Genomic DNA, 25,852 nt, shown 5'->3' with positions numbered 1-25,852 from the left:
GACAATGAATAATAAGCTTCACTCACTGGCCTTACTGGTCAATCTGGGGATTTACGGTGTGGCCCTGCCTGCGATGGCAGCCGAAACCGCGGGCAACGAAGACACCATGGTGATCACCGCCGCCGAGCAGAACCTGCAGGCGCCGGGCGTATCGACCATCACCGCCGATGAAATTCGTAAAAACCCGGCAGCACGCGATGTGTCTGAGATCATCCGCACCATGCCGGGCGTGAACCTCACCGGTAACTCCACCAGCGGCCAGCGCGGCAACAATCGCCAGATTGATATCCGCGGCATGGGCCCGGAAAACACCCTGATCCTGATTGACGGTAAGCCGGTAACCAGCCGCAACTCTATCCGTCTGGGCTGGCGCGGCGAGCGTGATACCCGCGGCGATACCGGCTGGGTGCCGCCAGAGATGATCGAGCGCATCGAAGTGATCCGTGGCCCGGCAGCAGCGCGATACGGCAACGGCGCGGCAGGTGGCGTGGTGAACATCATCACCAAAAAGGTCAGCAACGAGTGGCATGGCTCCTGGAACACCTATCTGAATGCCCCTGAGCACGACGAAGAGGGCTCCACCAAACGCACCAACTTCAGCCTCAATGGCCCGCTGGGCGGCGATTTCAGCTTCCGTCTGTATGGCAACCTGGATAAAACTCAGGCCGACGCCTGGGACATCAACCAGGGTCATCAGTCTGAACGTACCGGCGCCTACGCCGATACCCTGCCTGCCGGACGCGAAGGGGTCGAGAATAAAGACGTCAACGGCGTGCTGCGCTGGGACTTTGCCCCGATGCAGGCTCTGCAGTTCGAAGCCGGTTACAGCCGCCAGAACAACCTCTACGCGGGCGATACCCAGAACACCAACAACGACAACAGCAGCAACGGGCTGGTGAAGAAGAACTACGGCAAAGAGACCAACCGTCTCTATCGCCAGAACTTCGCCCTGACCTGGACCGGCGGCTGGGATAACGGCATCACCACCAACAACTGGGCGCAGTACGAACATACCCGCAACTCGCGTCTCGGCGAAGGGCTGGCGGGCGGTCTGGAGGGGCTGTTCAACAGCAACACGTTCACCGATACCGACCTGTCCGACGTGATGCTGCACAGCGAAATCAGCCTGCCGATCGACTTTATCGTTAACCAAAACCTGACGCTGGGCGCCGAGTGGGATCAGCAGCGGATGAAGGATATGTCCTCCAACGGCCAGGCCCTGCAGGGCGGTGCGGTTCCGGGGATAAGCGACAGCCGCAGCCCGTACTCCGATGCGGAGATCTTCTCCCTGTTCGCGGAGAACAACATGGAGCTGACCGACAGCACCATGCTGACTCCGGCGCTGCGCTTCGACCATCACTCCATCGTGGGCAACAACTGGAGCCCGTCCCTGAACCTGTCCCAGGGTCTGGGAGATGATTTCACCCTGAAGATGGGCATCGCCCGGGCCTATAAAGCCCCTAGCCTGTACCAGACCAACCCGAACTACCTGCTCTACAGCAAGGGCCAGGGTTGCTACGCAAGCTCCGACGGCGTCGGCTGCTATATGCTGGGTAACGAGGATTTGAAAGCCGAAACCAGCATCAACAAAGAGATCGGCCTGGAGTGGAAACGCGACGGCTGGCTGGCGGGCGTGACCTGGTTCCGTAACGACTATCGCGACAAGATTGAAGCGGGCTATGCCCCGGTGGGGCACACCTCTTCCGGTAAAGTGCAGACCGATATTTACCAGTGGGAAAACGTGCCGAAAGCGGTGGTGGAAGGGCTGGAAGGCACCCTGAACGTGCCGGTCAGCGATACCATCAACTGGACCAACAACATCACCTACATGCTGCAAAGCAAGAACAAGGAGACCGGCGACCGTCTGTCGATCATCCCGGAGTACACGCTGAACTCAACCCTGAGCTGGCAGGTACAGCAGGATGTCTCCCTGCAGTCGACCTTCACCTGGTACGGCAAGCAGCAGCCGAAGAAGTACAACTACAAAGGCCAGCCGGCGAGCGGATCGGAGCTGGACGAAGTGAGTCCGTACAGCATCGTTGGCCTGAGCGCGACCTGGGACGTGACCAAATACGTCAGCCTGACCGGCGGCGTGGATAACGTCTTCGATAAACGCCAGTGGCGTGCGGGGAATGCTCAAACCACCGGGAATACCACGACGGGAGCGTATATGTATGGCGCAGGGGCATATACCTATAACGAACCAGGCCGCACCTGGTATATGAGCGTGAATACGCAGTTCTGATAGTTAAAAGCAAAACGGCGACCTGGTCGCCGTTTTTGAGAGTCGTACCGCCCATGTAGCGTAGATAGCAAAGCGCCCGCCAATCTGTCCTAGAACGTTAACCCCGGCGGTAGCTGTCTGTGCTCTGGTTGCACTGGCTGCGGCTGCAACAGCGGCCTGATACTCCATTTCCTCATGGTTGCCGTTAAGCCACCTGTACAGGGCACTGCGCTTTTTCGGTATTCCACTTTGTGTTGCAGATAAACCGAATTAGCAAACAACAGAAAGGCCGGGATAAAGCCCAGCCTTTCTGTTCACACATGGGATTTACTCACTGCGAAAGCCGGGTTTACCGTTGGCTTTACGCCATTTCTGCACTTCATCAGCAATCGCTTCTGGGGTTGCTTGTTTACCCGATTCTGGGTAATAGATTAAATCAGAACCTGAGGGATGCTCCGATAAATCAATGAACTGTTCTAAAAGTTCGTCCTGATGACTTTCTCCCCCTTCAGCATTAATAATTTCTGCAATTAGCTTTATGAAATCGTTTCTTGATAATTCGCTCATATTTTTCAAACTATGTCCCTCAATGAACATCAATGTGGCGTTTAGGTATCGTGATACCCATATTGTCCACGTTATAGACATCACCACCTTGGCTCACTGGCTTGATGTGGTAAATTTCAAAAGAACGCCTTTTCCCTACTGTCTCTACAAATCTTGTTCGCGGCGACAATCCATACTTCATTCGGGCTGAGTTGCTGGGGATAAATTGCTTTGATAGTTCAGAATCTTTACTGACTTCTTCCCAGAATGCTTCCCTGAAGCTATTAATATTGGAAAATGTACGCCCACGCAGCTTATCGGCAATCTGAGACGGGACAGGCGAGCCGTTGCCCTGATTCGCATCGGCTAACCATGTGCCTGTAACCTTCTTGCCCTTGCCTGTGACTTGCCCCGGATTGTTGCGAATGTAGATATAAATCGGCGGGATATCTGATACGGGAAGGATCAAAATGTAATCCGCGAAATTCTTCTCATCCGGTGCCGGGGTTGTCGTACTGGTGATATGAGTTCCATCGGGTAATGGGTTAACGAGTATTGTTCCCGGCAGCCTCGGTGGAGTCTGGTTACCCGTGTTTGTCGGAGTGTTAGCACCAGAATGATCGGGAGTCCAGATGATGGTTACCGGGCTTTCTTCTTCGGTGGTGAAGGTGTACGCCTGTCGGGAGCTGTCCCACTGCATTTTACGCACCCTCCATTTCTTCATGGTTGCCGTTATGCCATTTGTACAGGGCGCTGCGCTTCTTCGGTATTCCACTTTGTGTTGCAGATAAAGTGAATAGCAAACAACAGAAAGGCTGGGATAAAGCCCAGCCTTTCTGTTCACACATGGGATTTACTCACCGCGAAAGCCGGGTTTACCGTTGGCTTTACGCCATTCTTTAACCAGCTGAACGATACCTTCCGGGCTATCGTCCTGTCCGTCTTCAGGGTAAAAGATAAGATCAGACCCAGCAGGATGTTCAGCTAATCTTTTGAACTCCCTTACGATTTTTTCCTTCTTCCTCTGTCGCAATATCAGCTAAGCAGATTTTGCTTAGCAGCGCCAAGAACTCGTTTTCCATATAGTCTGAAATGGTATTCAGAGTGATCCTTTATAATTGCTTTTATCCACGCGATTTACTGTTCAGTACGCTCAAATACAAGCTGATAATCATGATGCTGAAAATCAATTTTGTGAGTAAACAATGGCTGTAAATCACTTATCCAAGATGCCAATACATCGAAGCCACCATCATAGATCCTGCCATCAAACGGTAAACCGAACTTCTTGATGATGCTGCCATCGTTCCCCAAGTCCGTAGATGTTTCTTCTCCAACAAAAATCTCATCTGACTTTCTAAACCATTCCAATGTTAGTTTCAGTCCCATAGCGCCCTCACAGATATCATTTAATACTTCTGCCTTTTACGGCGGGTTTCAATTGATTTCCAGTCTTATAGTCCACTGACCCTAAATGTTCGCCATCACTGGCCCTGTACTCTTCCAGCTCTCCATGCTGCGAATCCCATTCATATATTCTTTTACCTTTTGCGTCGATCCATCGCTCTCTTAAGCCCCACCACCTTGTTTCGGTGTCTTTTTCTTAGCTTTTTGAATGCCCGATATTCCCACAATCTCCTCTGCTTTTGGTGCCGGGTGATAGCTATGATCTTTCTCCGGAAGCCCTTCCCGCGCTTTACTGAGATAGATATAAATCGGCGAGATGTCTGACAAGGGAAGGATCAGAATGTAATCCGCGAAATTCTTCTCATCCGTTGCCGGGGTCGTCGTACTGGTGATCTGAGTTCCATCAGGTAACGGGTTAACGAGTATTGTTCCCGGCAGCCTCGGCGGGGTTTGGTTATCCGTGTTTGTCGGAGTGTTAGCACCAGAATGATCCGGGGTCCAGATGATGGTTACCGGGCTTTCTTCCTCGGTGGTGAAGGTGTACGCCTGTCGGTGCTGTCCCACTGCATTTTACGCACCCTCCATTTCTTCATGGTTGCCGTTAAGCCATTTGTACAGGGCGCTGCACTTTTTCGGTATTCCACTTTGTGTTGCAGATATAGTGAATTAGCAAACAACAGAAAGGCCGGGATAAAGCCCAGCCTTTCTGTTCACACATGTGATTTACTCACCGCGAAAGCCAGGTTTACCGTTGGCTTTACGCCATTCTTTGACCTGCTGAACGATACCTTCCGGGCTATCGTCCTGTCCGTCTTCAGGGTAAAAGATAAGGTCCGAACCAGAAGGATGTTCGCATAACCTTACAAACTCCAGGATATTTTCCACATCTTCCTGCTCAGTTTCCCCTTCAGCATTAAAGATTTTACGTACAAAGCCCAAAAATTCGTTCTCGGTATAATCAGAGATTTCTTTCCTATCCATCATATTATTTCCTCGATCCTGCGAGATGTATTTCTATGTGGCGCTTCGGGGTTACAACGCCCATATTATCGACATTGTAGACCTCACCACCTTTGCTTATGAGTTTGATGTGATGTATTTCAAACTTTGTTCTCCCACCGACTCTGCCATCACCAAAAGATACTGGCGCTCTTCCTTTCTGCATATGTCGAATATTTGCTCCCCGAAATTGTCTTGATAGCTCAGGGGTTTTACTGACTTCTTCCCAGAATGCTTCCCTGAATCTGTCAAAGTTTGAGAAGGTATGCCCACGCAGCTTATCGGCAATCTGAGACGGGACAGGCGAGCAGTTGCCCTGATTCGCATCGGCTAACCATATGCCTGTAACCTTCTGACCTTTACCTGTGACTTGTCCCGGATTGTTGCGAATGTAGATATAAATCGGTGGGATAGCGCATACGAGTCGGCGCTTCACTCATCTGTGCAAGCCGCATACGGTCGATGAAATCCTGTTCACCGTCGTTCAGTCATCCGGGCATCATGCCAACTAAAAAACCGGCAACGGATGCACCTGCACCAGCCGTTGCGATTTCAGCCCCGCGTACCGCCCATGTACCATAGGTAGCAAAGCGCCCGCCAATCTGTTCTAGAACGCTAACCCCAGCGGTAGCTGTCTGTACTCTGGTTGCACTGGCTGCGGCTGCAACAGCGGCCTGATACTCCATTTCCTCATGGTTGCCGTTAAGCCATTTGTACAGGGCGCTGCACTTTTTCGGTATTCCACTTTGTGTAGCAGATAAAGTGAATTAGCAAACAACAGAAAGGCCGGGATAAAGCCCAGCCTTTCTGTTCACACATGTGATTTACTCACCGCGAAAGCCGGGTTTACCATTAGCTTTTCGCCATTCTTTGATTTCTTGAACAATCGCGAGCGGTCCACCTTTCCCTTCTTCCGGGTAGTAAATCAAGTCTGAGCCTGAAGGATGCCCAGAAATCCTTTCAAATTCAGCAACAGCAGCCATATGAGCCTTTTCTGAGGGGTAGGTATCGTTACAGATATCTTCGACAAACTTGAGGAATTCAGCTTCAGTAAAATCAGCGATTTCTTTATGTGCTACCATTTTATTTTCCTTGATGAATTTCTATGTGCCGTTTCGGCGTGGTGACGCTCAAATTATCAACGTCATAAACTGCACCGCCATTTCTAATCTCTTCGATATGGTGAAGCTCATATTTTACCCTTTGCCCAACACTTTCAAATTTTCTGGCATAAGCAGAACGACCATTCTTCATAGTCGCTAAGTTACGGATATCAAATTGACTTGATAACTCAGGGGTTTTACTGACTTCTTCCCAGAATGCTTCCCTAAACCCATCAAAATTGGAGAAGGTACGACCGCGCAGTTTATCGGCTATCTGAGATGGTATCGGCGACCCGTTGCCCTGATTCGCATCAGCTAACCATGTACCTGTAACCTTCTGACCTTTACCTGTGACTTGCCCCGGATTGTTGCGAATGTAGATATAAATCGGCGGGATGTCTGATACGGGAAGGATCAGAATGTAATCCGCGAAATTCTTCTCATCCGGTGCCGGGGTTGTCGTACTGGTGATCTGAGTTCCATCAGGTAACGGGTTAACGAGTATTGTTCCCGGCAGCCTCGGTGGTGTCTGGTTACCCGTGTTTGTCGGAGTGTTAGCACCAGAATGTTCGGGAGTCCAGATGATGGTTACCGGGCTTTCTTCCTCAGTGGTGAAGGTGTACGCCTGTCGGGTGCTGTCCCACTGCATTTTACGCACCCGCACCATATCTTTACCCGGCGGGGTGTGCCAGCCATGCGGAACGGGATTTCCGTTGCTGTCATTCTCCCATGTATAGCGCACACGAGTCGGCGCTTCACTCATCTGTGCAAGCCGCATACGGTCGATGAAGTCCTGTTCACCGTCGTTCAGTCGTCCGGGCATCATACCCACTAAAAACCCGGCAACGGATGCGCCTGCACCAGCCGTAGCGATTTCAGCCCCGCGTACCGCCCATGTACCATAGGTAGCAAAGCTCCCGCCAATCTGTTCAAGAACGTTAACCCCAGCGTTAACTATCTTTACTCTGGTTGCACTGGCTGCGGCTGCAACAGCGGCCTGATACTCTATTTCCTCATGGTTGCTGTTAAGCCACCTGTACAGGGCACTACGCTTCTTCGGTATTCCACTTTGTGTTGCAGATAAAGTGAGTTAGCAAACAACATAAAGGCTGGGGCAAAACCCAGCCATTCCGCTCACAGATGAAATGCACCAAATCAGGCTAACTTAATTTTCGGCCTTGCCGGAATGCTTCGCGCGCTTCGTTCAAACTCATAACATTAGCCCCACCTCTGTAGTCTGGCTCTTCAGCCTGAACAGGATCATCTTCCCAGTTGCAAACCGGGCAAATCTCATAACTTCCCTCTTCGGGGAATTCATACTGACCGCAACAAGAGCATGAGTGTACAAGATCCATCATTTTCAAACTTCGCCACCTGAAATCTGATAGTCGAGATCTTCCTGATAGAATTCTTGGCCTAAAATCCCTTCAATGGCTCTAACTTTTTGTTCGGTCAGATTCCACCCCCCAAGCCCCGCAGCAAAGTCGTTATAGTCCTCTTCGCTCCACTCCATAACCTCACTAACTTCAGGAAGTTTTTCTTTAGGTACTTCAACCTCAAAAACAAGTAGTTCATCTACACGATCAAATGCATCAACAGTATAAATAATTGTCATTTTTCTACCCTTCTGGTTGGATCCGCCGGCTTAGTCTGCTCTCCTGATACAGGATCAAACTCCCCGAGATGGTTTCGGCCTGATCGATCATACATTTCAACCGTACCGTGCTGTGAGTCCCACTCGAAAATACGCCCTTTAGAATCCTTCCATCTTGAACGTAGTGTTCCCCCACCTTTTACTGGGGTTCTTTTCTTAGCCGTTTTAGCATCCGGAAATGCGGGTAATGGCGGTGTACCTCGTGGAGCCACGTGATACTTATGATCCGCATTCAAATAGATATAAATCGGCGGGATGTCTGATACGGGAAGGATCAGAATGTAATCCGCGAAATTCTTCTCATCCGGTGCCGGGGTTGTCGTACTGGTGATCTGAGTTCCATCAGGTAACGGGTTAACGAGTTTTGTTCCCGGCAGCCTCGGTGGTGTCTGGTTACCCGTGTTTGTCGGAGTGCTAGCACCAGAATGATCCGGGGTCCAGATGATGGTTACCGGGCTTTCTTCCTCGGTGGTGAAGGTGTACGCCTGTGGGTGCTGTCCCACTGTATTTTACGGACCCTCCATTTCTTCATGGTTGCCGTTAAGCCATTTGTACAGGGCGCTGCACTTTTTCGGTATTCCACTTTGTGTTGCAGATAAAGCGAATTAGCAAACAACATAAAGGCCGGGATAAAGCCCAGCCTTTATGTTCACACATATGATTTACTCATCGCGAAAACCGGGCTTGCCGTTGGCTTTACGCCATTCTTTGACCTGCTGAACGATACCTTCCGGGCTATCGTCCTGTCCGTCTTCAGGGTAAAAGATAAGATCAGAACCTGCGGGATGTTCCGTAAGCCTATTAAATTCTAAAATATTTTTGATGTCTTCACTTTCGGTTGTATTCGCAAAATCGCATAATCTACGGACAAACTCTAAAAACTCCCTTTCAGTATAATCGCTGAATATCCTTTTCAAGCTATTTCTCCGCCAGCAATTTGCACGATAACGTCATCCGAATAAAATTTTTCGCCGAGTAAATTTTCTAAATCCAATGCCTGTTTTTGGCTGACATTAAATCCTGCGATACCTTTGACAAATGCATCTTCGTCATCAGACCCCCATCCCATAATAGCAGCAACTCCTTTCAACTTGCTTTGAGGGATCTCGACTTCTAAAACCAACTCTTCGTTTTGTTTATCAAAAATTTCCACAGAATAGATTATCATCACTTTTCTACCTTTCTGGTTGGATCTGCTGGCTTGGTCTGCTCACCAGTTATATGATTAAACTCGCCCAAATGGTTACGTCCCGAACGATCATAAACTTCTACTGTGCCATGTTGAGAATCCCATTCGTAAATTTTACCTTTGGAGTCTTTCCATCTTGCTCGAAGTTGCCCGCCACCTTGAATAGCCGTTTTACGCGGCGCTCTCTTCGCATCAGGAAATGCGGGTAAGGGAGGTGTTCCTTTTGGTGCAGTGTGGTATTTGTGCTCCGCATTCAAATAGATATAAATCGGCGGGATGTCTGATACGGGAAGGATGAGAATGTAATCCGCGAAATTCTTCTCATCCGGTGCAGGGGTTGTCGTACTGGTGATCTGAGTTCCATCAGGTAACGGGTTAACGAGTATTGTTCCCGGCAGCCTCGGTGGTGTCTGGTTACCCGTGTTTGTCGGAGTGTTAGCACCAGAATGATCGGGAGTCCAGATGATGGTTACCGGGCTTTCTTCCTCGGTGGTGAAGGTGTACGCCTGTCGGGTGCTGTCCCACTGCATTTTACGCACCCGCACCATATCTTTACCCGGTGGGGTGTGCCAGCCATGCGGAACGGGATTTCCGTTGCTGTCATTCTCCCATGTATAGCGCACACGAGTCGGCGCTTCACTCATCTGTGCAAGCCGCATACGGTCGATGAAGTCCTGTTCACCGTCGTTCAGTCGTCCGGGCATCATACCCACTAAAAACCCGGCAACGGATGCGCCTGCACCAGCCGTTGCGATTTCAGCCCCGCGTACCGCCCATGTACCATAGGTAGCAAAGCGCCCGCCAATCTGTTCTAGAACGCTAACCCCAGCGGTAGCTGTCTGTGCCCGGGTTGCACTGGCTGCGGCTGCAACAGCGGCCTGATACTCCATTTCCTCATGGTTGCCGTTAAGCCATTTGTACAGGGCACTGCGCTTCTTCGGTTTTGGGATATCCTCCGGAGCTGGTGGCTTTTTCTTTGCTGTCTGTGCGTGCTGTGGTGCATCTGAATCGGTTGCTGCATCAGTAGCTGGTGCCGCCTTAAACAAGCCCATATCAGCAAAATTGGTATGAGGCTCCTGCTGCGTCCCTGCATCGTTACAGCCTTCACCACGAAGACAGGATTTAGCAAAAACCCGGTTACGTTCCTGCTCTTCTGCCCGTCGCTTCTCTTCGGCTTCCTGAGCAGCTTTACGTTCTGCAAATAGTTGTGCTCGTGCGGCAATCGACGGATCCTCTCCCGGCCCTACCCACTGCCCGGCAGGTGCGATAATCCGGTTAGACCCTGAAGGGCAGGCACAGCGCACGATTGAACCATCTACCGCTGCTATTTTACCCATATTGGTATCGCGTGGTTCTCCCGAAACCACAACCCCAGGTTCGCCACACTTGAGGCATCGGGTCGTTTTGTCACCAACTCGCATGACTCTGCGCCCGTGCTCGATATCATTGGACATAGAAGCAATACATACAGCGCCAGTGGTCGTTTTATCACCTTCCAGCGCCGTTCCCCGTCCGTAGCAATCTGAACGATTTCCCATTACGCTACCTCATGGGCAGATAAAAAATTCTCCGCTACAGGGTCATCTTCATACTTAACAATAAATCCACTGTTAGCAGGCGTGCTGACGATTTCATCCCCGTTTTCCAGAAGGCTTCCAACCAGCCCTATTCCTTTACCTGCCACGGTGTGAGACTGACCTGCGCTGGTGGCGATCCTGCTTTTTGTGCCATCAGCGTAGGTAACGGTGCAGCCTTCATACAATACACTGGCGTACTGACCATTACTGAGTAGGGCTTTTACGCCTTTGTTCGGATCGGGTTCAAATTCATCAGCAATACCTCCCTGCCGGGTCAGGCTGCCTGCAACAGCAGGTCGATAAATGGCAGCGACAGGACGTTGTTGTAACGCCAGTTGTTCCATGACAATTTTGCGGGCATCTTCAGGCATTTCAGCGATTTGTTCAGAGGTGAACGCGGGTTCTTGCAGGCTAGCCAGAATTTCCGGAGTAAGATCGTTGTTGTACTGTTTCATAAGTCCCTCTACTTGTTATAGAAATAATCACAGAGGTCATTTTACAAGCAATAACCACATTCTCAACAAGGATTTTACTTAAGGAAAATTCCCATCGGTGACATTCAATAAACGGTCTTTCATGCTTCCACTACTCTCACCAAAGGGGAGAGGGAACAGTCGGAACGCGTGTGCTACCATGGCGTTCCTTTTTTAGCGGTGAGAAACAGATGTACACCACTTACTCCACGTTTCTTCTGGCCGGGCAAACCGTTCACTGCATCACCTTCGATTCTGCGACCTTTACCGAGGCCGATCTTCTGTGGCTGCCGCACCATCAACAACTGAGCCACGCCGGGCGCAAGCGTAAAGCCGATCATCTGGCCGGTCGGCTCGCCGCGTTTCATGCCCTGAACCGGCAGGCTATTCCTGCCATTGGCAGCAGCGGTGAACCGCTGTGGCCTGCGGGGGTGAGCGGGAGCATTTCCCACAGCGGCAATCAGGCCGTGGCGATCTGCCAGGAAAACAGCCTTGTAGGCATCGATTGTGAAGCCATCATTGACCAAACTGAAGCCCGTGAAATTCAGGACGGCGTGATTGAAGCGCAGGAAGCTCAGCTCCTGGTCGCGAGTCATCTCCCCTTCCATCTGGCCTTTACCCTCGCCTTTAGCGCCAAGGAGAGTCTGTTCAAAGCCCTGTTCCCCGAGGTGCAGGCGTGGATGGGCTTCGACAGCGCGCGTATCACGTCGCTTACCGCCCACACCCTGACCTTAACCCTCACTCGCCCTCTCCCGCCCTTTGCACAAAATCAGGCATTTACCGCGCACTGGTGTCAACACGACGCGACGGTAGTGACCCTGATCTGTGCTGCTTAATTGCTCAGGATCGTGATCCTTTTCTCCTTTTAAACAAATTAGCTGCCTAAACCGTAGACAGTTTTATCAGGCAGACTTATCGTTACATTGAATAATAAATCATTATTGAATAAATATTCAATGTGGAGAAAAAGAATGAACACGACCTTTGTAAAATCCGCTTTACTGGCCTCAATGATCGCCGCTTCCGGTTCCCTGTTTGCCGCCGATAACGGACTCATTGCGATCATTACCCCCTCACACGACAACCCGTTCTTCAAGGCAGAAGCCGACGGCGCGGCGGCGAAAGCGAAAGAGCTGGGTTACACCACCCTTGTCGCCTCGCACGACGACGACGTGAACAAACAAAACCAGCTGATTGAGACCGCCATCGCCCGTAAAGCGAAAGCGATCATTCTGGATAACGCCGGGGCGGATGCCACCGTCGGTCCGCTGGAGAAGGCCAAAGCGGCAGGCGTCCCTGCCTTCCTGATCGACCGAGAAATCAACAAAACCGGCATTGCGGTGGCGCAGATTGTGTCGAACAACTATCAGGGGGCCCAGCTTGGTGCAGAGAAGTTCGCCAAACTGCTGGACGGCAAAGGCAAATACGTTGAGCTGCTGGGCCGTCCGTCGGATACCAACGCCCACGTCCGCTCCCAGGGCTATCACGACGTGCTGGATGACTACCCGGACATGAAGATGGTGGCGCAGCAGACCGCTAACTGGAGCCAGACCGAAGCCTTCACCCGTATGGAAGCCATCCTACAGACCAACCCGGATATCGTGGGCGTGATCTCCGGCAACGACACCATGGCGCTGGGTGCCGAAGCGGCGCTGAAAGCCGCCGGAAAAACCAACGTCATTGTGGTCGGCTTTGACGGCAGCGACTACACCCGCGACTCGATCCTGAAAAACGGCAACATCAAAGCCACGGTTCTGCAGCCGGGCTGGGAGCAGGCGCAGATGGCCGTTGAGCAGGCGGATTACTACCTCAAAAACGGCAAAGCGCAAAAAGATGAGAAACAGCTGATGGATTGCGTGCTGATTGATGAGACCAACGCCAGCAAGCTGAATGTGTTCAATCTCAGCAAATAAGCGGAGGCAGTATGCGGTTAACACAATGGGGCGCCGCGCTGACAGGCGCAGCCGCCCTGTTGCTGACGGCCTGCACGGTGGTGGATCTGGATGAGAACGGCAAGCCAATCATGCCTGCCGATCCCAACGCCAAAGCGAGCTTTGACAACCAGACCCCACAGCAGATCGCGCAACAAACCTGGCAGCCGCGGATCCTCGACGCCGCCAAAAATCATGCCCTGGACGCCAGCGCCCTCTCCACTCAGCTGAAGACCCCCTCTGACAAACCGCAGAGCGTCTTTGTGCGCCTCAGCGGCAAAGTGGAGCGCGTGGAAGCCAGCAGCGCCAACGAGCAGAAACTGGTGATGACGGTGAACGGCCAGCCGCTTCAGATCCAGACCGGGCCGGTGATGCGCGGCAACGCCCTCCGCGATGCCGCCGGGTTCCGCTTCGATGAATTTACCAATCAGGTGCAGTACGCCCAGCTCTCCCGGGCGTTGAACCGCGAGGCGGTAAAGCATCTGCCGAAAGTGGATGAGAGCTGGAGCGGCAAAAATGCCACTGTCCTGTTCGCCACCACCCTGACGGGCGGCAAAGCGAATGAAGCGGCAGCGCTGGAACTGAAACAGGAGGCGCCGTGATGAGCGAAAGCCCTGTAGAGGAGATTATCCTCAGCACCCGCGGTATCTCGATGCTGTTCCCCGGTACCGTGGCGCTGGATAAGGTCGATTACCGCGTCTGGCGCGGCAAAGTGAACGTCATTATCGGTGAGAACGGCGCCGGGAAATCGACGCTGATGAAGATCCTTGCCGGGGTGCAGCAGCCCAGCCTCGGCGAGATGTGGCTCAACGGTAAGCAGGTGGCGTTCGCCAGCACCCGCGACGCCGCCGCCCACGGGATCGGCATGGTGCATCAGGAGCTGAACCTGTTTGAAAACCTCAACGTGGCGGAGAACGTCTTCCTCGGCCGCGAGCTGCAAAAAGGGGTGACACCGATCAACGAGGCGGAGCAGGAGTCCCGCACCGCGGCGCTGCTGAAACGCCTCGATCAGCCCATCTCCCCGCGCGAGCTGGTCGGTAATTTGAAGGTCGGGCAGCAGCAGCTGATTGAGATTGCCAAAGCGCTGGCCGAGGACGCCGATATCCTGATCCTCGACGAGCCCACCTCGGCGCTGAGTAAAACCGAGGTGGAGATCCTGTTTCGGGTGATCCGCGAGCTGACCCGCCAGGGGGTCACCATCATCTATATCTCTCACCGGCTGGAAGAGCTGATGGCGATAGGCGATGTGATCACCATCCTGCGCGACGGCAAATTCCAGGCCGAAGCGAAGGTGCAGGATATCGACGTGCCCTGGATTGTGCGCGAGATGCTCGGCAGCGATCCGGTGAGCAACTTCCTCGAACCGGGCCGCACCTTCGGGGCACCGGTGCTGGAGGCGGAACATATCACCTGCGTCAATGCCGCCGGGAATACGGTGGTCAATGACGTCAGCTTCCAGGTGAACGCCGGGGAGATTGTCGGGATTTACGGCCTGATGGGGGCCGGGCGCACCGAGCTGTTCGAGTGCATGCTCGGCACCGAACGCAACTATCTGGGCAAGCTGTGGCTCGACAGCAAACCAGTGCCGCAGCGCTTAACCACCGCCGATCGCATCCGCATGGGGATGAGCCTGGTGCCGGAAGACCGCAAACGCACCGGGATATTTCCGGGCTCGTCGGTGGCCAGCAACCTGACCATCGCCAGCCTGTGGCGCCGCCTGCAGCGCGGTTTCACCATTGCGCAGAAAGCGGAGCAGGCGGTGGTGGCCAGCACCATCGGCAATCTGTCGATCAAGGTCTCCACCCCGGAGGTCGAGATCCAGGCCCTGAGCGGCGGTAATCAGCAAAAAGTGGTGATTGGCCGCTCGCTGCTGACCAATCCGAAGGTGCTGTTTCTCGATGAACCGACCCGCGGCATTGACGTGGGTGCCAAAGCGGACGTGTTCCGCATGATGGTGGAGCTGTCGCAGCAGGGCATCGCGGTAGTCTTCTCCACCTCCGATTTGAAAGAGATTATGGCGGTATCGGACCGCATTCTGGTGATGTCCGGCGGCAAACTGACCGCCGATATTGTTCGCGATCGGGCCGACGAATCGGCACTGGTAACCGCAAGTGCTCAGGGGTTCTAAGATGAAAACAACACAGTCTGTCGCGCTGACGCCGCAAAAAGGGGCCGCGCCTTCCCGGGAAAAACTGCTTCTGCTGCTGTTGAAAATGCGCACCTTCATTGCGCTGTTCCTGATTGTCGGCTTTTTCACCATGACCGTGCCGGGCTTTCTCTCGGCGGGCAGTCTGGTGATCATGATTAAGCATATCGCCATCAACGCCTTCCTGGCGCTGGGGATCACCTTCGTGATCATCACCGCCGGGATCGACCTGTCGATCGGTGCGACGCTGGGGCTGTGCGGGATGATCGCCGGGTGGATGATCACCAAAGGGATCGTGCTGCCGATGTTTGGCATCGCCATCTTCCCGAGCGTGTGGGTGATTGTGCCCGTGGTGCTACTGATTGGCGCGCTAATAGGCGCGATGAATGGCTGGATCATCACCCGCTATAACGTCGCCCCCTTTATCTGCACCCTCGGCACCATGTACGTCCTGCGCGGGGCGTCGATGCTCACCTCCGACGGCCAGACCTTCCCGGGTCTCTCCGGCAACCCGCAGTTGGGGAATACCGGCTTCGATGAGATTGGTGCCGGAACACTGCTCGGCATTCCATGGGCCATCTGGATGATGATCGTCCTGGCGCTGGTGATCGCCTATATCGCCCGCCGTCTGCCGTTTGGCCGCCACGTCTACGCCATCGGCGATAACGAGCGCGCGGCGGAACTCTCCGGCGTGCGGGTCAAGCAGGTGAAAGTGCTGGTCTATACCCTGTCGGGATTCTGCGCCGCCATCGCCGGGATTGTGGTCTCCGCGCAATTGCTGGCCAGTCACCCGGCCAACGGCACCGCCTTTGAGATGAACGCCATCGCCGCGGTGGTACTGGGTGGCACCTCGCTGGCAGGCGGGCGCGGCACCATTCTCGGCACCCTGATTGGCGCCTTCGTGATCGGCTTCCTCGCCGACGGCCTGGTGATGATGGGAGTCAGCGAGTTCTGGCAGATGGTGATCAAAGGGATCGTGATTATCGTGGCGGTGATCATCGACCAGATGCAAAACCGGATGCAGCAGAAGGCAGCCGTGGTGGCGCAGAAAGCGGTCATGGAAGGGAGGTAAAAGCAAAACGGCAACGCAAGTTGCCGTTTTTAGTGTTTGCACCCTCTCCCTGTGGGAGAGGGTCGGGGTGAGGGCATCAAGCCGCACCGATCCCGGGCGCTTTGCCTGATTACCCTTTCAACAAACTCCGCGCCGTCGGGTAATCGGTGATCAGCACATCGATATACTTCCCGACCAGCGCCCCGTGAATGGCATTGCGTTTTTCTGCGCCACCGGCCAGGGCAATTACCTGCGGACAGGCGCGGATCTGCGCCAGCTCCATGCCAATCACCGGGTCCTCTTCCGGGCTAAGCACCGGCTCGCCTTTCGCATCGTAGTAATGCAGGCAGATATCCCCTACCGCCCCGCGTTCGGCCAGCAGCTTGAGCATCTCTTCGGTGTAATAGTTGCCGGAGTTTTTCAGCAGCTGCGACGGCTCCAGCTCGCCAATGCCGACAATCGCCACGTCCACTTCGGCAAACTTGCCCACCACCGCCGCCACGTCCGGGCTGCTCACCAGCCGGGCGCGCTCCTCCACCGAGTGTTCAATACTCTGGGACGGCAACAGCCCCGCCGGACAGCCGAGATGCGCCGCCAGTTGCTGGGTCAGAATGGTGGCCTGCACGTTGCCGTTCGGCCCGACGCCGCCTAACAGCTGGATCACTCCGGCGGCGCGGATATTCTGCGGGTGCATCTCATCCACCATGCAGCGGATGGTGCTGCTCCAGGAGGAGATCCCCACCAGGTCTTCCGGGCGCAGACGGGTTTCGACATAGTGTGCCGCCGCGCTGCCGATGGCGTGCTTGATCTGGGCGTTGGTCGGGTCTTCGCCTACGTCCACCACGATGGCCTGGCGGATGCCGTACTGATCTTCCAGCGCCTTTTCCAGCGAGACAAAAATGTTGGTCGGTTGCACCACGGTAATTTTGACCAGCCCCTCTTTCTGGCAGCGGGTCAGCGCCCGCGAGACAAAGGACTGCGAGAGATGCAGCAGCGAGGCAATCTCGGACTGCTTTTTATTCTCGCTATAGTAAAGTGTGGCGATCTTGACCAGCAGTCGCTGTTCATCCTGCTTCGACATAACGTTCCCCTTAATCGGCTGTCGTTATTTTTATTCATCACTGAATATTTAACAAGCCAACGCCGCCGCGATCCGCCGGGCAAATGTGATCCTTTTCTCTTTTCTTCGAAATATGCCTGCGCAAACCGTAGACAAACGCCTGAGCCGGGCATATCTTACTATCATGAATAATAAATCAGCATTGAATATATATTCAAAGCGGTCATAGCTCCCTGCTCTGACAACGAGAACAGGGAAAAACGTACCCGGCTGGAATAATTATTCACAACAGATTATAAATTCAGGAGGTATGTTATGAATCCGTTTTCGCTCTCCATCGCGGAGCTCGAAACCCGGGCGCGCTCGATTCGTCGCAAGATCATCGTGCTGAATGCCGAAAGCCCGGCGGGCGGCCATACCGGGGCCGATCTTTCACAGGTCGAACTGCTCACCGCCCTCTATTTCCGCATTCTGAACTGCTCCCCGCAGCTGAAGGAGAGCGATGAACGCGATATCTACATCCAGTCGAAAGGCCACGCGGTGGGCGGCTATTACTGCGTGCTGGCCGAAGCCGGGTTTATCCCCGTCGAGTGGCTTTCCACCTATCAGCATGCCGACTCTCACCTGCCGGGCCATCCGGTGAAACACAAAACGCCAGGCATTGAGCTGAATACCGGCGCGCTGGGCCATGGTCTGCCGGTGGCGGTGGGGATCGCCCTGGCGGCGAAACGCAGCAACAGCAAACGCCGGGTGTTCGTGGTAACCGGGGATGGCGAACTGGCGGAAGGCAGCAACTGGGAAGCCGCGCTGGTGGCCGCCCATTACCAGCTGGATAACCTGTTTATTATCAACGACAAAAACAACCTTCAGCTGGCGGGCTCCACCAAAGAGATCCTCAATACCGACCCGCTGGATGCGAAATGGAAAGCGTTCGGCCTGGAAGTGACCGGCTGCAACGGCAACGACATGGCGGATGTGGTCGCCACCCTCGAAGGCCTGAAGCCCAACGGCAAACCGCATGTGGTGATCGCCCACACCACCAAAGGCGCGGGGATCTCGTTTATCCAGGGACGGCCTGAATGGCACCACCGGGTGCCGAAAGGGGAAGAAATTGAACTGGCGCTGGAGGAACTGAAAGATGAGTAATAGCGAACACCTTGCCACGGTGATGGTTAATGCCTTTATCGATGCCGTCGATCGCGGCGTGGATCTGGTCCCGGTGGTGGCAGACTCCACCTCGACGGCAAAAATCGCCCCCTTTATGCAGCGCTTTCCGGGCCGACTGGTCAACGTTGGCATCGCCGAGCAGACCCAGGTAGGCGCTGCCGCCGGGCTGGCGATTGGCGGCAAGATTGCCGTCACCTGCAACGCCGCGCCGTTTTTGATCTCGCGCGCTAACGAGCAGATCAAAGTCGACATCTGCTACAACAACACCAACGTCAAGCTGTTTGGCCTGAACGCCGGCGCCAGCTACGGCCCGCTCGCCAGCACCCACCACAGCATCGACGATATCGCCATTATGCGCGGCTTCGGCAACATTGAGATTTATGCCCCGTCGAGCCCCAACGAGTGCCGTCAGATCATCGACTACGCCCTTGACCACGTCGGTCCGGTCTATATCCGTCTCGACGGGAAAAACCTGCCGGAACTGCACGATGAAAGCTACCGGTTTGCGCCGGGCAAGATTGACGTTCTGCGTGCGGGCCAGGATGTGGCGCTGGTGGCCATGGGTTCCACCGTACATGAAATAGTGGAAGCCGCCGCACAACTCGCGGAAGAAGGTATTGACGCCACTGTTATCAACGTTCCATCTATTCGTCCCTGTGATACCCAACAGCTGCTGGCAGCCATAGGATCCTGCAAGGCGGTGGTGAGCGTCGAGGAGCATAACGTCAACGGCGGCGTCGGCAGCCTGGTGGCGGAAGTGCTGGCCGAAGCTGGCTGCGCCATCCCGCTGAAACGCCTTGGGATCCTGGATGGACAATATGCGATTGCCGCCGACAGAGCGTCAACGCGGGCACGCCATGAGATTGATGTCGCCGGCGTGGTGAAACACGCCCGGGAAATGATCGCGCGACTGGCTTCCTGAAAATAACAACAACATCTTACTGGAGAAATGCAATGTCCCGAATTCCTCAACAACTGACGATGGGCGTGATCATCGGTAACCGCGGATTTTTCCCGAGCTATCTGGTGGCAGAAGCGCGCGAGCAGGCGATTGCCCTGTTTGGCCGTCTGGGTATTAACACCATCATGCTCGATCCGAGCCAGACCGAACTCGGCGGCGTCGAAACCCGTCAGGATGCCAAAGTCTGCGCCGAACTGTTTCGCGCTCATCGCGATCGCATTCACGGCGTGGTGGTGCTGTTGCCCAACTTCGGCGATGAAAAAGCGATTGCGGAAACCCTGCGTCTCTCCGGCCTGAACGTGCCGGTGCTGGTCCAGGCCGAGGAGGACAACCTCGACAAAATGGGGCTGGCAACCCGCCGGGACAGTTTCTGCGGCAAGATCTCCCTGTGCAACAACCTGCGTCAGTACGGCATTCCGTTCACCCTCACTACCCAGCACGTCTGCGCTCTGACCGGCGAGGTATTTGAGCAGGATTTGCGGCGCTTCGAACAGGTGTGCCGCGTGGTCACCAGCATGCGCGGCGTGCGCGTGGGGGCGATCGGTGCCCGTCCGGCAGGCTTTAACACCGTGCGCTACAGCGAGAAACTGCTGGAACGCCTGGGCATTGCGGTGGAAACCCTCGACCTGTCTGAAGTCTTTACCCGGATTAAAACCCTGCGCGATGACGATATTCGGGTGGATGAAAAACGCCGGATCCTGATCGACAATGCCGACGCCAGCCGTATTCCGGCCGACAAGCTGGTGACCATGGCGAAGCTGTTTGTGGTCATCAGTGAGTGGGTGGTCGCCAACGACATTGATACCACCGCCATTCAGTGCTGGACCTCCCTGCAGGAGAACCTCGGGATTAACGTCTGCTCGATCATGAGCGTGATGTCCGGGCAGCTGATGCCGAGCGCCTGTGAAGTGGACGTGATGGGGGCGCTGTCGATGTTCGCCCTGGCCAGCAGCAATATGAATCCGGCCTCGATTGCCGACTGGAATAATAATTTCGGCGACGATCGCGACAAATGCGTTCTGTTCCACTGCGGGAACTTTGCCGCCTCCAGCCTCGAATCCCCACATATGGGCACCGCCGATATCATCGGCACCACCGTCGGGAAAGAGAACACCTGCGGCGCGGTCCACGGTCGTCTGAAAAGCGGGCCGCTGACCTATTTCCGCCTGAGCACCGACGATCTCACCGGGGAGATCAAAGCGTACGTCGGCCAGGGCCAGTCGGTGGACGATCCGCTCGACACCGTGGGCTGCCGGGCGGTGATCCAGGTTCCGCATCTGGAGAACCTGCTGAACTGGATCTGCCGCAACGGCTTTGAGCACCACGTGGCGATGAACCACTCCGCCAGCGCGGAGATCCTGCATGAGGCCTTCACCCGCTACCTCGGCGTCTCAACTTATCTCCATCGTTAAGGCCGGAGGCCGCTATGTCGGTGAACAAGGACATCATTATTGCCCTCGACGAGGGCACCACCAATGCCAAAGCGGTGGCGCTGGACGCAAACGGGCACGTGGTGGCGAGCTTCTCCCGGGCGCTGGCGATCCAGACCCCGCACGAAGGCTGGGTGGAGCAATCCGCTGAACTGCTGGTTGAAGCCTCGCTTGAGGTGGTGGCCCGGGCTATTGCCACCGTCGGAGTAGACCGGGTTGCCGCCCTGGCGATCAGCAATCAGCGTGAAACCGTGGTGGGCTGGGATCGGGCAACCGGCAAGCCAATTGCCCCGGCGCTCAGCTGGCAGTGCTCCCGCACCGCGGCCTTTTGCCACCAGCTGCGTGAGCAGGGCCACGGACCGAACATCAAAGCAGCGACCGGCTTACCCATCGCGCCGCTGTTTTCGGCCTCCAAAATGCGCTGGCTGCTGGATAACACTCCCGACGGTGCGCAGCGTGCCGCCCGGGGCGAGATTTGCCTCGGCACTGTCGACAGCTGGCTGCTGTGGAACCTGACCCAGGGTCAGGCCTTCAGCTGCGACTATGCCAACGCCGCCCGCACCCAGCTGATGAATCTGCACGCTGCGGACTGGGACCCGGAGATGCTGGCGCTGTTTGCCATCCCGCGAGCAGCGCTACCGGATATCAAGCCCTCCAGCGGCCTGTTTGGTTACACCCGCGGCTGCTCGTCGATCCCGGACGGACTGCCGGTAATGGCGATGATCGGTGATTCCCACGCCGCGCTCTTTGCCCACGGTCTGGGCGCCGAAGGCTGCGTGAAAGCCACCTATGGCACCGGTTCGTCAGTGATGGCGCCGGTCTCTTCCGCTCGCTGCGACGTCAGCGCCCTGGCGACTACCGTGGCGTGGCATGACGGTGACAATCTGGTCTACGGTCTGGAGGGCAATATTCCCCACACCGGCGATGCGGTGGCGTGGATGGCGGACAGCACCGGTTTAAGCGAGCTGTCGCAGGCGGAGCTGGCCCATGAGCTGAACACCCTGCCCCGCTCGGTGGACTCGACCCTCGGGGTCTATTTTGTTCCCGCCCTTACCGGCCTCGGCGCACCATGGTGGGATGAAAACGCCCGCGGCATGATCCACGGCCTGAGCCGGGGGGTGAAGCGAGCGCACCTGATCCGCGCGGCGCTGGAGTCGATCGCCTATCAGATTGCCGACGTGGTGCTGGCGATGCGCGTTCATCCGGGCTTTAGCCTGAACGCGCTGATGGTCGACGGCGGGCCGACGAAAAACGACTGGCTGATGCAGTATCAGGCGGACCTCCTCGGCTGCCCGGTGATGCGCAGCGACGTGGCAGAACTTTCCGCGATGGGGGCAGCGCTGCTGGCGCGTAAGGCGCTGTTCAATCTGACCACCGCGCAGCTGCGCCAGTATCTGCCGGAACATGTCACTTTTAGCCCGGATATGGCGCGTCACGCCCGGTTGCAGACCCGCTGGCAGGCCTGGCAGGAGACGGTTGCGCGGGTCAGGACGTAAAAATGCCCCGTCCGGCTCATCACCAGACGGGGCAAAAAAACGGGTGCCTGCACCAGACCGACAATCGGATAAGCGGGGATTGCTCCCCGCGTACCGCTACTTCTTCGTTTCGTAAGCGAGAACAGCTTTCACTTCCATATCGCGCTCCTTGAAGCTCACTTCGCATAACTGCTCATGAACCAGAAACGTGACTCCCAGCACCGTTAAACTCAGGACCAGGATCGCCGCAAAGGCGTACTTGTTAAGCATGTCATTGCCTCCTTGCTAAGAAGAGGCTACCATCCAAATTGTCTAGGTTTGGTGATGGTAGCCCCGGTTGATGGAAACATCTCCGGGGCTTTTGCTTTCTGCCTCACCACACCTGCCTGAGCTCAGAAAGCATCAGGCACCCGCCGCAATATTACTCCCGTACCGTCGAAAAAATCGCCTTTAAGCTGGATATTTAACCAGTAGAATAGCGTTTTCAGAATACGTTTAGATCTTCGGTTGAAGAATAAAAATGCCCCGCCTGACTCATCACCAGACGGGGCAAAAAAACGGGTGCCTGCACCAGACCGACAACTGGATAAGCGGGGATTGCTCCCCGCGTACCGCTACTTCTTCGTTTCGTAAGCGAGAACAGCTTTCACTTCCATATCGCGCTCCTTAAAGCTCAGTTCGCATAACTGCTCGTGAACCAGAAACGTGACTCCCAGCACCGTTAAACTCAGGACCAGGATCGCCGCAAAGGCGTACTTGTTAAGCATGTCATTGCCTCCTTGCTAAGAAGAGGCTACCATCCAAATTGTTGAGGTTTGGTTTGGTAGCCCCGGTTGATGGAAACATCTCCGGGGCTTTTGCTTTCTGCCTCACCACACCTGCCTGAGCTCAGAAAGCATCAGGCACCCGCCGCAATATTACGCTTGAATCGCCGAAAAGATCGCCTTTAAGCTGGATATTTAACCAGTAAAATGGCGTTTTCAGAATACGTTCAGGTCGCTAAAAAATCAGACCGATTCCGGGCGAACATGAAATGTCTCAAGCCGCCTGATTTGCCGTCCTTCAGCATCAAAATTATCCGCGGCCAGCCAGCCGCGAATAGCTGCATCCCGTTCCGGCCATTCGCTGTCGATAATCGACAGCATATCGCTGTCGCGGTTACGGCCTTTGCGCACCAGTTTTTGACGCAGCCGCCCTTCCCAGGTAAAGCCCAGGCGATCGGCGGCCCGGCGGGAGGCAATATTCATCGAATCGCACTTCCACTCCAGACGCCGATAGCCGCGTTCGAAGCCATACTTCAACAGCAGCCAGACAGCCTCAGTGCCGAGCGGGCTGTTTTTCATTTTCCGCGACCAGGTGACATGACCGATCTCCACCGAGCCCAACTGCTGTTCAATCGCCATATAACAGACCAGTCCGACGGCGCGCTCGCTGTGGCGATCGATCACCGCAAAGGGCACCAGCCCTTCGTCCTGCACTTTGATCTGCAACCAGTCGACGGTGGCCTCGACGCTGGCAGGCTGATTGCTGGCAAGCCAGGTCCAGTCGCTGTCATCACCTAAGGCATAAGCCTCGAACAGATCTACCGCATGTTCTACCGCATCCAGTGGTTCAAGGCGGCAAAAACGCCCTTCCAGCACTCCACGCTCTAATACGCTGGCCCCTTGCCAGTCGGGAACAGGATCGTTAACGGTCTGCCCCCAGATATTAATTTCCGGCACGCTCTACCCCTTTTTGTTTGTTAATAGATTGTTATTTCACAATACAGGATTGACGACATAACAGTACTGCTGAATCGACTGAAACTACAGCAGGTGTTTGATCGGAGGGTCATGCTTAGAGGGGAACATCGGATGAAACAGTGTTATTGCCCGGCGGCGCTGCGCTTGCACGGGCCTACAAGGTGGGGTGAGATTTATAGGCCGGGTAAGGCGTAGCCGCCACCCGGCACTGCAGATTACATCAGGTTCTTAAGCTGTTTCACCGTGGCATCGATATCGATTTCATCTTCGGAGAAGATGAACGTTTTGCCCTGGAAAGTGGTGATCGCCAGTTTTTTCACCGTACGCATCTCACTTACTTTCGCAGTTGATTTTGGGGCGATATTACCCATCAGGCTCTTCACCGACAGCACCTCTTTATCAAGTTTGGTGTCGCCAGACTCTTCTTCGCTGTAGACGAGGTAAGACTTGATGGAGGTGATCTTATGACGCTCGCCATCAATGAAGATGTATTTGCTTTCCGGGACCACTTTTACCGCAAAGGCAGACAATCCTTTGTTATTGGTGGTGGGTTCGAACGTCACCGCGGCATCTTTCTTAATCAGCTCAGGGTTGGCGACCTTAATCACATGAAAATAACGGTTATCGCCGTTTTCATCTTTGATAAATCCAAAACCCTTGTCTTCAAACCAGGTTGTGATTGTTCCGTTCATCGCCATTACCGTTACCGCCTAATTAATCGTTTATCAACTCAACTTTTGCCGCGCGCAGTGTAAAGCACAATGTCTGCACAGACCACGCCTTTAATACAAGGAACTACTCATTGCCCCACTGATTGAGGAAATTGGCAATATCATCGATACGCTGGGCATTAATACCGGCTTCCACCGCCATCTCAGTCTGCGCCGCTTCGCTGATCTCTTCGTTATTCATCAGACGGGTGATCAGCAGTTGAAAATAGAGCGCCAGGGGATCACGCTCTGCTTCGCTCACCGGCGTTGCGGCTTCCGTCGTGTACTCATCCACGATGTCATAATATTTAATCGGTACGTCGTTGCTCATAAGGGATCCTCAGGGTGTCAGTTTCTGCCTGGATAATAGCATTCTCACGGCGTTTTTTCCGCGAGCCCGACAATAGACTTGCTCATATTGATCCCGGTAATTCCAAAACCGCTGGTCTCGTAGAGATGCCGGGCGCGGGCATTATCCCCTGCTACACGCAGTCTGATCTCTTTAAAACCCTTCTCGCAAAGATGCGCTTCAAGAGCGCGGAGAGTCTGTTTACCCAGCCCTTGTCCCTGGCAGGAGGTGAAAATATGAAAATCATAGATAAACACTGAGCGCATCATCGTATCGGGTTTGTACCAGAGATAACCGACATGCCTGTCGGTCTGATCTATTGGCGCAACAAGAGAGAGTAAAACGTGTCCATGGGTATTCACGCCTTCAGGAAGCATTTCGGCAATTTCCTGCTTTGCTCTGGCAAGCGAATCATGTTGAGAGAGCCCGTAGTTTGTAGCGATCTCTTTGGCATAATCATCAATAAAATAATCCAGATAAGCAGGATACTCATCTTCTGTCAGGGGTCGAAACGAGACCATTGCTTACTCCTTAGCGTTAATAATCAGGCCAATATTAATAGCGATAACGACTCTGGAGCGTCAAGGTAGACTGAGCCTCTCCCACAGTCAGAAGGAGAACGTCACCCGTTGTCTATACTCAACTCATCACAGACAAC

33 protein-coding genes and 1 pseudogene are annotated in these 25,852 nt (G+C 54.6%); 10 read left to right on the top strand and 24 right to left on the bottom strand.

Translation table 11 applies throughout. The features are described from left to right. Positions 1 to 4 precede the first annotated feature (4 nt). On the top strand, positions 5 to 2,245 hold the full coding sequence (locus tag SOM40_RS05745) for a TonB-dependent siderophore receptor (RefSeq protein ID WP_320530774.1): 2,241 nt from the start codon (positions 5 to 7) through the stop codon (positions 2,243 to 2,245). Between the two features lie 306 nt (positions 2,246 to 2,551). Here the strand turns inward: SOM40_RS05745 and SOM40_RS05740 are convergent, their stop codons facing one another. The 17 genes and pseudogenes from SOM40_RS05740 to SOM40_RS05660 all read right to left on the bottom strand — a co-directional run bounded on the left by SOM40_RS05740 (position 2,552) and on the right by SOM40_RS05660 (position 11,154). Continuing rightward, positions 2,552 to 2,791, bottom strand: coding sequence for a bacteriocin immunity protein (locus tag SOM40_RS05740; RefSeq protein WP_320530787.1), 240 nt, complete (start codon positions 2,789 to 2,791; stop codon positions 2,552 to 2,554). A gap of 19 nt (positions 2,792 to 2,810) precedes the next feature. Continuing rightward, on the bottom strand, positions 2,811 to 3,470 hold the full coding sequence (locus SOM40_RS05735) for a pyocin-S2/colicin E7-DNase domain-containing protein (RefSeq protein ID WP_320530775.1): 660 nt from the start codon (positions 3,468 to 3,470) through the stop codon (positions 2,811 to 2,813). A 153-nt stretch (positions 3,471 to 3,623) separates the two neighbouring features. Next, positions 3,624 to 3,852: pseudogene (locus SOM40_RS05730) on the bottom strand (bacteriocin immunity protein). A gap of 55 nt (positions 3,853 to 3,907) precedes the next feature. After that, entirely contained in the window at positions 3,908 to 4,159 is a 252-nt protein-coding gene (locus SOM40_RS05725; protein WP_320530776.1) for a colicin E3-like toxin immunity protein, read from the bottom strand. 16 nt (positions 4,160 to 4,175) lie between these two features. Continuing rightward, the gene (locus SOM40_RS05720; protein ID WP_501050842.1) at positions 4,176 to 4,307 is read right to left on the bottom strand and encodes a colicin E3/pyocin S6 family cytotoxin; all 132 of its coding nucleotides are present in this window, start codon (positions 4,305 to 4,307) and stop codon (positions 4,176 to 4,178) included. A 32-nt stretch (positions 4,308 to 4,339) separates the two neighbouring features. Next, the gene (locus SOM40_RS05715) at positions 4,340 to 4,741 is read right to left on the bottom strand and encodes an S-type pyocin domain-containing protein (RefSeq protein WP_320530777.1); all 402 of its coding nucleotides are present in this window, start codon (positions 4,739 to 4,741) and stop codon (positions 4,340 to 4,342) included. 159 nt (positions 4,742 to 4,900) lie between these two features. After that, entirely contained in the window at positions 4,901 to 5,158 is a 258-nt protein-coding gene (locus SOM40_RS05710; RefSeq protein ID WP_320530789.1) for a bacteriocin immunity protein, read from the bottom strand. Positions 5,159 to 5,162: 4 nt separating this feature from the next. Then, positions 5,163 to 5,612 carry an HNH endonuclease signature motif containing protein gene (locus tag SOM40_RS05705; protein ID WP_341850036.1) on the bottom strand — a complete coding sequence of 150 codons (450 nt, stop codon included), beginning with the start codon at positions 5,610 to 5,612 and terminating at the stop codon, positions 5,163 to 5,165. Positions 5,613 to 6,000: 388 nt separating this feature from the next. Then, positions 6,001 to 6,258 carry a bacteriocin immunity protein gene (locus SOM40_RS05700; RefSeq protein ID WP_225759328.1) on the bottom strand — a complete coding sequence of 86 codons (258 nt, stop codon included), beginning with the start codon at positions 6,256 to 6,258 and terminating at the stop codon, positions 6,001 to 6,003. 1 nt (position 6,259) lies between these two features. Continuing rightward, complete coding sequence (locus SOM40_RS05695; RefSeq protein WP_501050840.1) at positions 6,260 to 7,105, bottom strand: pyocin-S2/colicin E7-DNase domain-containing protein; 846 nt, start codon at positions 7,103 to 7,105, stop codon at positions 6,260 to 6,262. A 334-nt stretch (positions 7,106 to 7,439) separates the two neighbouring features. Then, positions 7,440 to 7,634, bottom strand: a complete 195-nt coding sequence (locus SOM40_RS05690) for a CPCC family cysteine-rich protein (protein ID WP_166185108.1) — start codon at positions 7,632 to 7,634, stop codon at positions 7,440 to 7,442. A gap of 5 nt (positions 7,635 to 7,639) precedes the next feature. Next, complete coding sequence (locus tag SOM40_RS05685; protein ID WP_166181814.1) at positions 7,640 to 7,894, bottom strand: pyocin S6 family toxin immunity protein; 255 nt, start codon at positions 7,892 to 7,894, stop codon at positions 7,640 to 7,642. Continuing rightward, positions 7,891 to 8,436, bottom strand: a complete 546-nt coding sequence (locus SOM40_RS05680; protein ID WP_501050500.1) for a colicin E3/pyocin S6 family cytotoxin — start codon at positions 8,434 to 8,436, stop codon at positions 7,891 to 7,893. The genes SOM40_RS05685 and SOM40_RS05680 overlap by 4 nt, the downstream gene beginning before the upstream one ends. Before the next feature lie 159 nt (positions 8,437 to 8,595). Next, positions 8,596 to 8,850: a bacteriocin immunity protein gene (locus SOM40_RS05675; protein WP_320530779.1), complete on the bottom strand. Its 255-nt coding sequence runs from the start codon at positions 8,848 to 8,850 to the stop codon at positions 8,596 to 8,598. Beyond that, on the bottom strand, positions 8,847 to 9,101 hold the full coding sequence (locus SOM40_RS05670; RefSeq protein WP_422655545.1) for a DUF7683 domain-containing protein: 255 nt from the start codon (positions 9,099 to 9,101) through the stop codon (positions 8,847 to 8,849). The genes SOM40_RS05675 and SOM40_RS05670 overlap by 4 nt, the downstream gene beginning before the upstream one ends. Further along, positions 9,101 to 10,660, bottom strand: coding sequence for an S-type pyocin domain-containing protein (locus SOM40_RS05665; RefSeq protein WP_501050498.1), 1,560 nt, complete (start codon positions 10,658 to 10,660; stop codon positions 9,101 to 9,103). The genes SOM40_RS05670 and SOM40_RS05665 overlap by 1 nt, the downstream gene beginning before the upstream one ends. Next, complete coding sequence (locus SOM40_RS05660; RefSeq protein WP_320530671.1) at positions 10,660 to 11,154, bottom strand: hypothetical protein; 495 nt, start codon at positions 11,152 to 11,154, stop codon at positions 10,660 to 10,662. Before SOM40_RS05660 ends, SOM40_RS05665 begins: the two co-directional genes overlap by 1 nt. A 209-nt stretch (positions 11,155 to 11,363) precedes the next feature. Between SOM40_RS05660 and entD the strand changes: the two genes are divergently transcribed. The 5 genes from entD (at position 11,364) to SOM40_RS05635 (ending at position 16,321) form a co-directional block, all read left to right on the top strand. Next, positions 11,364 to 12,008 carry an enterobactin synthase subunit EntD gene (entD, locus tag SOM40_RS05655; RefSeq protein ID WP_320530670.1) on the top strand — a complete coding sequence of 215 codons (645 nt, stop codon included), beginning with the start codon at positions 11,364 to 11,366 and terminating at the stop codon, positions 12,006 to 12,008. Positions 12,009 to 12,143: 135 nt separating this feature from the next. Further along, a complete protein-coding gene (locus tag SOM40_RS05650) occupies positions 12,144 to 13,085 on the top strand; it encodes a D-ribose ABC transporter substrate-binding protein (protein WP_106992274.1) in 942 nt (313 codons plus the stop codon). Between the two features lie 11 nt (positions 13,086 to 13,096). Beyond that, positions 13,097 to 13,705: a DUF2291 family protein gene (locus SOM40_RS05645; protein ID WP_106992273.1), complete on the top strand. Its 609-nt coding sequence runs from the start codon at positions 13,097 to 13,099 to the stop codon at positions 13,703 to 13,705. Further along, entirely contained in the window at positions 13,705 to 15,231 is a 1,527-nt protein-coding gene (locus SOM40_RS05640; protein WP_312079887.1) for a sugar ABC transporter ATP-binding protein, read from the top strand. The genes SOM40_RS05645 and SOM40_RS05640 overlap by 1 nt, the downstream gene beginning before the upstream one ends. A 1-nt stretch (position 15,232) precedes the next feature. Beyond that, entirely contained in the window at positions 15,233 to 16,321 is a 1,089-nt protein-coding gene (locus SOM40_RS05635; RefSeq protein WP_106992272.1) for an ABC transporter permease, read from the top strand. Positions 16,322 to 16,430: 109 nt separating this feature from the next. Here SOM40_RS05635 and SOM40_RS05630 read toward each other — a convergent pair whose 3' ends face one another. Beyond that, the gene (locus SOM40_RS05630) at positions 16,431 to 17,381 is read right to left on the bottom strand and encodes a sugar-binding transcriptional regulator (protein ID WP_106992271.1); all 951 of its coding nucleotides are present in this window, start codon (positions 17,379 to 17,381) and stop codon (positions 16,431 to 16,433) included. A 294-nt stretch (positions 17,382 to 17,675) separates the two neighbouring features. Between SOM40_RS05630 and SOM40_RS05625 the strand changes: the two genes are divergently transcribed. Genes SOM40_RS05625 through SOM40_RS05610 form a run of 4 tightly spaced genes read left to right on the top strand, consistent with a single transcriptional unit; the run spans position 17,676 to position 22,414 of the window. Continuing rightward, positions 17,676 to 18,506 (top strand): transketolase, encoded by an 831-nt coding sequence (locus tag SOM40_RS05625; RefSeq protein WP_166181807.1) that lies wholly within the window; start codon positions 17,676 to 17,678, stop codon positions 18,504 to 18,506. After that, positions 18,499 to 19,449 (top strand): transketolase family protein, encoded by a 951-nt coding sequence (locus SOM40_RS05620; RefSeq protein WP_320530669.1) that lies wholly within the window; start codon positions 18,499 to 18,501, stop codon positions 19,447 to 19,449. The genes SOM40_RS05625 and SOM40_RS05620 overlap by 8 nt, the downstream gene beginning before the upstream one ends. 32 nt (positions 19,450 to 19,481) lie before the next feature. After that, a complete protein-coding gene (locus tag SOM40_RS05615) occupies positions 19,482 to 20,900 on the top strand; it encodes an L-fucose/L-arabinose isomerase family protein (RefSeq protein ID WP_166181805.1) in 1,419 nt (472 codons plus the stop codon). A gap of 14 nt (positions 20,901 to 20,914) precedes the next feature. Then, entirely contained in the window at positions 20,915 to 22,414 is a 1,500-nt protein-coding gene (locus SOM40_RS05610) for an FGGY family carbohydrate kinase (RefSeq protein ID WP_320530668.1), read from the top strand. A gap of 96 nt (positions 22,415 to 22,510) precedes the next feature. Here SOM40_RS05610 and SOM40_RS05605 read toward each other — a convergent pair whose 3' ends face one another. From SOM40_RS05605 to SOM40_RS05580, 6 genes are all read right to left on the bottom strand, one after another. Further along, on the bottom strand, positions 22,511 to 22,663 hold the full coding sequence (locus SOM40_RS05605; protein ID WP_142488559.1) for a Hok/Gef family protein: 153 nt from the start codon (positions 22,661 to 22,663) through the stop codon (positions 22,511 to 22,513). Between the two features lie 344 nt (positions 22,664 to 23,007). Next, positions 23,008 to 23,160, bottom strand: coding sequence for a Hok/Gef family protein (locus SOM40_RS05600; protein ID WP_106992265.1), 153 nt, complete (start codon positions 23,158 to 23,160; stop codon positions 23,008 to 23,010). Positions 23,161 to 23,400: 240 nt separating this feature from the next. After that, positions 23,401 to 24,114 (bottom strand): GNAT family N-acetyltransferase, encoded by a 714-nt coding sequence (locus tag SOM40_RS05595; RefSeq protein WP_106992264.1) that lies wholly within the window; start codon positions 24,112 to 24,114, stop codon positions 23,401 to 23,403. 236 nt (positions 24,115 to 24,350) lie between these two features. Further along, positions 24,351 to 24,833: a cold-shock protein gene (locus tag SOM40_RS05590; RefSeq protein WP_320530667.1), complete on the bottom strand. Its 483-nt coding sequence runs from the start codon at positions 24,831 to 24,833 to the stop codon at positions 24,351 to 24,353. Positions 24,834 to 24,930: 97 nt separating this feature from the next. Continuing rightward, the gene (locus tag SOM40_RS05585) at positions 24,931 to 25,176 is read right to left on the bottom strand and encodes a YmjA family protein (RefSeq protein ID WP_106992262.1); all 246 of its coding nucleotides are present in this window, start codon (positions 25,174 to 25,176) and stop codon (positions 24,931 to 24,933) included. Between the two features lie 44 nt (positions 25,177 to 25,220). Beyond that, positions 25,221 to 25,715, bottom strand: a complete 495-nt coding sequence (locus SOM40_RS05580; protein WP_320530666.1) for a GNAT family N-acetyltransferase — start codon at positions 25,713 to 25,715, stop codon at positions 25,221 to 25,223. Between the last annotated feature and the right edge of the window lie 137 nt (positions 25,716 to 25,852).

It is taken from the genome of Leclercia sp. CFBP8987 (assembly GCF_034044995.2).
Classification (GTDB): Bacteria; Pseudomonadota; Gammaproteobacteria; order Enterobacterales; family Enterobacteriaceae; genus Enterobacter; species Enterobacter tamurae.
Note: the sequence above shows the minus strand (reverse complement) of the source record. Positions and strands in the feature narration are given on the sequence as shown.

What these genes read in the sequence shown, in the direction of transcription:
- SOM40_RS05690 (WP_166185108.1), bottom strand. Translation starts at nt 7,634, where the DNA reads ATGGATCTTGTACACTCATGCTCTTGTTGCGGTCAGTATGAATTCCCC.
- entD (WP_320530670.1), top strand. Translation starts at nt 11,364, where the DNA reads ATGTACACCACTTACTCCACGTTTCTTCTGGCCGGGCAAACCGTTCAC.
- SOM40_RS05620 (WP_320530669.1), top strand. Translation starts at nt 18,499, where the DNA reads ATGAGTAATAGCGAACACCTTGCCACGGTGATGGTTAATGCCTTTATC.
- SOM40_RS05630 (WP_106992271.1), bottom strand. Translation starts at nt 17,381, where the DNA reads ATGTCGAAGCAGGATGAACAGCGACTGCTGGTCAAGATCGCCACACTT.
- SOM40_RS05580 (WP_320530666.1), bottom strand. Translation starts at nt 25,715, where the DNA reads ATGGTCTCGTTTCGACCCCTGACAGAAGATGAGTATCCTGCTTATCTG.
- SOM40_RS05600 (WP_106992265.1), bottom strand. Translation starts at nt 23,160, where the DNA reads ATGCTTAACAAGTACGCCTTTGCGGCGATCCTGGTCCTGAGTTTAACG.
- SOM40_RS05700 (WP_225759328.1), bottom strand. Translation starts at nt 6,258, where the DNA reads ATGGTAGCACATAAAGAAATCGCTGATTTTACTGAAGCTGAATTCCTC.
- SOM40_RS05745 (WP_320530774.1), top strand. Translation starts at nt 5, where the DNA reads ATGAATAATAAGCTTCACTCACTGGCCTTACTGGTCAATCTGGGGATT.
- SOM40_RS05660 (WP_320530671.1), bottom strand. Translation starts at nt 11,154, where the DNA reads ATGAAACAGTACAACAACGATCTTACTCCGGAAATTCTGGCTAGCCTG.
- SOM40_RS05665 (WP_501050498.1), bottom strand. Translation starts at nt 10,660, where the DNA reads ATGGGAAATCGTTCAGATTGCTACGGACGGGGAACGGCGCTGGAAGGT.
- SOM40_RS05650 (WP_106992274.1), top strand. Translation starts at nt 12,144, where the DNA reads ATGAACACGACCTTTGTAAAATCCGCTTTACTGGCCTCAATGATCGCC.
- SOM40_RS05710 (WP_320530789.1), bottom strand. Translation starts at nt 5,158, where the DNA reads ATGGATAGGAAAGAAATCTCTGATTATACCGAGAACGAATTTTTGGGC.
- SOM40_RS05615 (WP_166181805.1), top strand. Translation starts at nt 19,482, where the DNA reads ATGTCCCGAATTCCTCAACAACTGACGATGGGCGTGATCATCGGTAAC.
- SOM40_RS05695 (WP_501050840.1), bottom strand. Translation starts at nt 7,105, where the DNA reads ATGATGCCCGGACGACTGAACGACGGTGAACAGGACTTCATCGACCGT.
- SOM40_RS05590 (WP_320530667.1), bottom strand. Translation starts at nt 24,833, where the DNA reads ATGGCGATGAACGGAACAATCACAACCTGGTTTGAAGACAAGGGTTTT.
- SOM40_RS05685 (WP_166181814.1), bottom strand. Translation starts at nt 7,894, where the DNA reads ATGACAATTATTTATACTGTTGATGCATTTGATCGTGTAGATGAACTA.
- SOM40_RS05740 (WP_320530787.1), bottom strand. Translation starts at nt 2,791, where the DNA reads ATGAGCGAATTATCAAGAAACGATTTCATAAAGCTAATTGCAGAAATT.
- SOM40_RS05735 (WP_320530775.1), bottom strand. Translation starts at nt 3,470, where the DNA reads ATGCAGTGGGACAGCTCCCGACAGGCGTACACCTTCACCACCGAAGAA.
- SOM40_RS05635 (WP_106992272.1), top strand. Translation starts at nt 15,233, where the DNA reads ATGAAAACAACACAGTCTGTCGCGCTGACGCCGCAAAAAGGGGCCGCG.
- SOM40_RS05670 (WP_422655545.1), bottom strand. Translation starts at nt 9,101, where the DNA reads ATGATAATCTATTCTGTGGAAATTTTTGATAAACAAAACGAAGAGTTG.
- SOM40_RS05605 (WP_142488559.1), bottom strand. Translation starts at nt 22,663, where the DNA reads ATGCTTAACAAGTACGCCTTTGCGGCGATCCTGGTCCTGAGTTTAACG.
- SOM40_RS05625 (WP_166181807.1), top strand. Translation starts at nt 17,676, where the DNA reads ATGAATCCGTTTTCGCTCTCCATCGCGGAGCTCGAAACCCGGGCGCGC.
- SOM40_RS05725 (WP_320530776.1), bottom strand. Translation starts at nt 4,159, where the DNA reads ATGGGACTGAAACTAACATTGGAATGGTTTAGAAAGTCAGATGAGATT.
- SOM40_RS05640 (WP_312079887.1), top strand. Translation starts at nt 13,705, where the DNA reads ATGAGCGAAAGCCCTGTAGAGGAGATTATCCTCAGCACCCGCGGTATC.
- SOM40_RS05585 (WP_106992262.1), bottom strand. Translation starts at nt 25,176, where the DNA reads ATGAGCAACGACGTACCGATTAAATATTATGACATCGTGGATGAGTAC.
- SOM40_RS05645 (WP_106992273.1), top strand. Translation starts at nt 13,097, where the DNA reads ATGCGGTTAACACAATGGGGCGCCGCGCTGACAGGCGCAGCCGCCCTG.
- SOM40_RS05610 (WP_320530668.1), top strand. Translation starts at nt 20,915, where the DNA reads ATGTCGGTGAACAAGGACATCATTATTGCCCTCGACGAGGGCACCACC.